A 5259-nucleotide genomic window follows, 5' to 3' on the forward strand; every position below is an offset into this window, starting at 1 on the left:
CCACCTGAACCACCTGAACCACCACCGTAGCCACCTGGACGACTACCGCCGTAACCACCACCATAACCACCTGAACCACCACTACTACCAGGTCTGCCTTTGGAGCCACCATAGCCGCCCATCGGGTCATTCTTTGCTGCCTCAGCACGCTTCAGTTGTCCATCTATGGTGGACTTCGTATCGCCTGTTGTTCGGTTCACAAAAAAGTAGCCACCCACAACCGCAGCAATCACAAGTGCTGCAATCACACCAAACATTAGAGGCTTGGAAATTTCTTGCTTCATAAAGATTCTCTCAATTCATAAAGAAGCCCCTCAGACACTGTCTGAGGGACTTTTATTAACGCGATCTCGCCTAGCCTATCTCAGGCTGTTGCAAAGACCACGAGTCTGGAAGCCATCCACGTCCCAACCCCAGTTACTACGGAGTACATCATCTGTATTGCGAGTATTGGAGTTGTCTATCTGCCACTGGTTCTGGCTAAGTGGATAGAGAGTCCGTGACCACTCACGCGAAGCAGCGTGGCCGTCCCAGTAGACAAAGTTTGCCTTGTTGCCAAAGTGTGTCATAAAGGCGCGATCCGTACACTGCTGATTCCCGTTACGGAGCCACTCAGGGTTCACGTCCGCGTCACGCCAGCGAGTCTCGACCACCGCAATGGTGTCTGCGGGGCGCTGAATCGCGGCGTCGGAGAGAGGATTCACGTTGGCCCAGCTTGCGTTGCCCGTGTCCATAACCGCAATCCAGGAGCTCGTGAAAGCATTCATGCCGTAGCCCTGTGGCATCTGTAGATCGCGCTCAACAGCGTATCCCTGCGCCTGATCGTTCCAGTTCCCCGAGTTGCCAGCAGGTAGTCGGCCAATCTTGCCACGCCCTGCTGTGGAGGAGCTATTGGAAGGGCAGGCCATGATGCCCTTGTTCTTCAGATAAGGCTGCACCGCATTGCGCCACATGAAGCCCTCGTTCACACCATCGGCAAAGGCGAGGCCAGTTGCCGGATTATAGCCTTGACGCATGGGCATGTAGGTCTCGTCGTAATCTTGGCCATACATACGGAAGGAGACGCCAATCTGGCGCATGTTGGACAGACAAGAGATCATACGCGCCCGCTCACGAGCCTGCGCAAAAACCGGGAAGAGGATAGCGGCAAGAATCGCGATAATCGCGATGACCACAAGAAGTTCAATAAGAGTAAACGCTCCAACACGGAGCCTAACAGGTCGTTTCATTACAATTTCCTTAATAACCCGGCAACGGGCCAAAAATGGTTGAACGCCCTGAGGCCGTCACCGACTTCAGAGGGTTCACTATCACTCTAGCACTTTTTTAGCAATTCTGCAATCGCTTGGGGGGAATTTTTTAACGGGCGAAGGCAGGGAGAAGCTTACGTGTCAGTGTTTCCTAGGACGCCGTGGCAAAGCAGAATGTTCACCCTTTATCGAGCGCCACAGAATCTCGTTGAGTTCTTCATCCGGTTCGGACTCTTCGACTAACGGGTTGAGCAGGCGCTCGCTGTCTTTCGCGCGGTACGCCGTCCGTCCATTTACCTCACCGATGATCGCCCTACTTGGCAAGATCGCTGTGTAAACTGCATCGTTTTCGGGCTTTGCGCCGAAGACCGTCATCACGGGAGCGGTGGCATCGTAGAGAGTCATCGGGTTGAGTCCCAGAAGCAGCTCCATGGTCCGTAGCATGGAGTCGGTGTTAAAGAAGCGGCTGTCGTGAAGAGCTTTGGGCACGAAGGGGCTGATCACAAAGGCAATCGAGCGGTGGGCATCCACATGGTCGTAGCCGTTCTGAGCATCGTCTTCGAGCACAAAGATCGCGGTTTTCTTCCAGAGCGGGCCCTTGCTGACGGCTTCGACGAGCTGCCCCACGGCATAGTCGTTGTCGGCGACCATGGCGCGGGGGCTGGACTGGCCCGCTGATGTGCCCGCTGTATGGTCGCGGCCAAGGCGAAGTAGCATCAGCTTGGGCATCTTATTGCTGGCCAGTGCCTCACTGTACTCCCGCAGCCAGGCCGTCATGCGCGACTTATCGCCTTTCTTGCCATAGGCCACTTTCTGCTTCGGGGCAGGCGCGAGCCCGTGCTTGAGCCACGCCTCTGAGTCGGCGTAGCTTGTGTCGTAGACCCGGAACTCCTCACTGGTAATCCCCATGAGCCCCTTCTTCATTGGGGTGGTGCGCTCATCGTCGGTGCCCTCTTCCGCCGTGGTGCGCGGCGCAGTGAGCGAGTCGGTGAACATGCCAAAGTTACGGAGCGAGACTTTCTTCTCGATGGCCTTGTCCCAGAGATAGCCGCCCGGAGCCGTGCCGACATCTTTGACGCCCAGCCGATCGGGGACAGCGCCGTTGTTCGTCCCTTCGTAGTCGTAGGGGCGCGACTTTCCCGTGTAGCCGTAGGGGACGTTGCGGGCGACATACTCGCTGGCCATCCCACTCACCGAGTAGTTCCAGCCATCGCCTGAGACTTCGGCGGCGCAGTAGAAGTTATCGAGCAAGACAAAACGCTCCGCAAGCGCATGTAAGTTGGGCGTAACATCACGGCCAAAGAGCGTCAGGCTCGGGTCGCCATTGCCCTTGCCCAGATCCCCCAGCACCTGATCGTAGGTCCGGTTCTCTTTCACCACATAGATCACGTGCTCGATGCCGGGGTTCTTCAGCGTCTGCCGTGCCTGATTTAGCGCATTGTTGGCCAGCACCTGTCGCGTCGTCTCTTTGGTCACCATCGGGCTTGCAATCCGGCTGACGGTTCCCTCGATAATATTCTGGATGTACTGCGGCTGAACCCCTTTGGCAACTTCCGCAGGCTTGCCATTGGGATTGCGAGCATTGATCCCCTTGGCATTGGCAACCAATAATCCGCCGCCGCCACCCCCAAAGGCCACTGCCGTCGGGTACCAGCCCGCCGGAAGATAGCCACGCAGGCTCCCCGAGTTCATATCCACCACGGCCACGGCATTGAGGTCGGCACAGGCGACATAGAGTAAGTTGCCCTTCACCGCAATACCCATCGGCGTCACGCCCGGAATCCCGCGCGCCTCGGCAGGACGCAGCAGAATCGTCTTGGTCACTTTGTCCGTCGCCGTGTCAATCACACTCACCGTGTCCGAGCCCGCATTGGCGACATAGAGAACACTGGCTCCCCCATTATTGGGGGCGGGGGGGGCAAAAAGTGTCGTGCTCTGCGCCCCAGTCTCGATGCGCCGAAGTACTTGCCCTAGCACGGGGTCTATGACATCCACACCACCGGCTTGCTCACTAGCGACATAGAACTTCCCGGAGGCATAGGCCACCCCGAGCGGGTAGCCGGGAAGCGTCACTTTCTTCTCGGTGCCTTGCGGGGAGAAGAGCGTCATGCTCCCCTTCAGCCCGTCTTTGGGATCGCCCTCACTGCTGGTGACCGCCACATAGCCCGCGCCTGTTGCCACACCTGCCGCTTTGGGCACTTTCAGGCTCGCTTCTGCCTTGGTCAACACCCCTTCGGCGGAGAGCGTGTAGGTGCTCACCACATCATCGGAGCCCCGCGCCGCATAGAGCGTGTTTCCTGCAAAAGCCAGCCCATAGTACAGGCCAGGTTTCTTTGTCCCGATGGCCTCCGGGGTGAGTGTGCTCACCACTTTCCCAGTCTTGGCATCTAAAACAGTGAGCTGTGAGCGTGCGCCCAGGCTACTGACGATCACAAATTTGCCATCGGGCGAGGGCAGGAGCGTGGTAGGAAACGAGCCAACATTGACCTGCTCCCCCAGCGGGGTGATGCGCTTGCCATTAGCAAGAGGCACTGGCAACGGAGCCGAGACACCGGTCTGTCGAGCGCGGGCGAGCCAGAGGCCACCACCTGCAACTCCGACGGAGAGCAAAACACTTGCGAGCTTCTTCATGGTGCTATTTTACGCGCACTTACTCCATTCTAGGTTAAGTTTTTTCGTGGTACGCTCTTTTGTATGGCGACGACACCCTGGCGACAGCCGCTCAAGGCCGATGACCCTCTGGTCTGGGGCTTGTCTGAGGGCCTTGCGGTAGGAATTGCCCCGACGCCGGGGCCTTTAGGGCTCCTGCGCATCTACGCACCGTATCTGGGCCAGCCCTACCCGCGCATGGTGAACTTTATCGCAATCGAGCCCATAGTTGGCGGGCAGCGTGGGTTCTCGGAGTTGGAGAGCCGAGCAATCGTGGCCGAGAGGTGCCAGGTGCGTGCCAAGACTCTGTCGGTGCGGTTTTCGGTGGAGACACTCGCCAATGGGGCAAAACCAATGATTGAGGCGATCTTTGATGCATCTCGCCCCCATGAGGTGGCGCTACGCTGCTTTGCCGCACCGGGAAGCGCCCCGATGGAGCGCTGCATCCTGACGGCTACGATGGGCAACTACGGACGGCTCCGTAAGCTCTATCTCAAAGATCGCGTGGTTGAGGCGAAGGCTCTCTGGCCGACGCTTGCGCCAGATCGCCTAGGTTTCGAGCCGCACCGGAGCTTTACCGCGCAGGAGCTCGTCACCAAAGGCAAAGATGTGATTCTTGCCGCCGAGACCGACGAAGCCGATCTGTGCGCCGCGACCTATGCACCACGCACCTACCACGACTGGGTTTATGAAGGCAAGCCCGCCCGGCATATCTGGCGCACCAAAAACGTCGCCGGGCTGGTGGCACGCGTCAACGCCCGCCGCACCTACTGGATGAGCGAGGCCGCGATCCCCGGCGGTCTTGCCTTTGAGAACATCGAGCTGGATGCGCCGTTTGTGAGCGGCCAGGAGTTTATCTTTGCGATTGAGCCGCCAGCCGCGCCTGGTAAGCCGTCTCTGAGATCGCCATTTCCCGAAGCTCCTGCTTGAGCTGGCGCTCCCCCACCGCCACACGGGGCAGGAAAAGCGCGTAGGCAAGGCACAGAGCAGCAGCAATAGGCAATACCGTTTGGGGCATACCTTCAACAATGCCACGGGTTACGGGCAGGCGACGCAGTGAGCTTCGCAACACCAGCACCATCAGCCAGAGTGCGGGCAGGATTAGTAGAAATCCCGAGCTAATCAGCCACACTCCCAGCGAGGGCCCCAGCTCCACCACTCCCTCTCCCTGACCACCCAGCCCTTGCATCAGTCGACTCATAGCGAGCCAGGGAGCGAGAGCTGTCGCCTCCAGCCAGAGAAAACAGTCCTCATGAAGATGCTTCACCACAGAGCATGAAAATCTCGGAGCGGAACCCTCAGGGAGGGCTGTCAGGAGGCTATTTTCAAACCAGACGCCATGAACGGGGTTCACCTTGAA

At 58.5% G+C, this 5259-nt stretch carries 4 protein-coding genes and 1 pseudogene; 1 reads left to right on the forward strand and 4 read right to left on the reverse strand.

The window, feature by feature from the left end; all coding sequences use genetic code 11:
* The 3 genes and pseudogenes from RMO15_RS11415 to RMO15_RS11425 form a co-directional block, all read right to left on the reverse strand.
* A pseudogene (locus tag RMO15_RS11415) lies at window positions 1–284 on the reverse strand (hypothetical protein); the annotation flags it as partial.
* Window positions 285–359: 75 nt separating this feature from the next.
* The gene (locus RMO15_RS11420; RefSeq protein WP_309712216.1) at window positions 360–1229 is read right to left on the reverse strand and encodes a prepilin-type N-terminal cleavage/methylation domain-containing protein; all 870 of its coding nucleotides are present in this window, start codon (window positions 1227–1229) and stop codon (window positions 360–362) included.
* A gap of 162 nt (window positions 1230–1391) precedes the next feature.
* Window positions 1392–3881, reverse strand: coding sequence for a bifunctional YncE family protein/alkaline phosphatase family protein (locus tag RMO15_RS11425; RefSeq protein ID WP_309712219.1), 2490 nt, complete (start codon window positions 3879–3881; stop codon window positions 1392–1394).
* A gap of 63 nt (window positions 3882–3944) precedes the next feature.
* Between RMO15_RS11425 and RMO15_RS11430 the strand changes: the two genes are divergently transcribed.
* Complete coding sequence (locus RMO15_RS11430; protein WP_309712222.1) at window positions 3945–4829, forward strand: hypothetical protein; 885 nt, start codon at window positions 3945–3947, stop codon at window positions 4827–4829.
* On the opposite strand, the gene RMO15_RS11435 is transcribed toward RMO15_RS11430, so the two are convergent.
* The coding region (locus RMO15_RS11435; RefSeq protein ID WP_309712226.1) for a hypothetical protein at window positions 4753–5259 on the reverse strand (507 nt) is incomplete at its 5' end. The genes RMO15_RS11430 and RMO15_RS11435 overlap by 77 nt on opposite strands.

The sequence above is a fragment of the Armatimonas sp. genome (assembly GCF_031410135.1).
Taxonomy (GTDB): domain Bacteria; phylum Armatimonadota; class Armatimonadia; order Armatimonadales; family Armatimonadaceae; genus Armatimonas.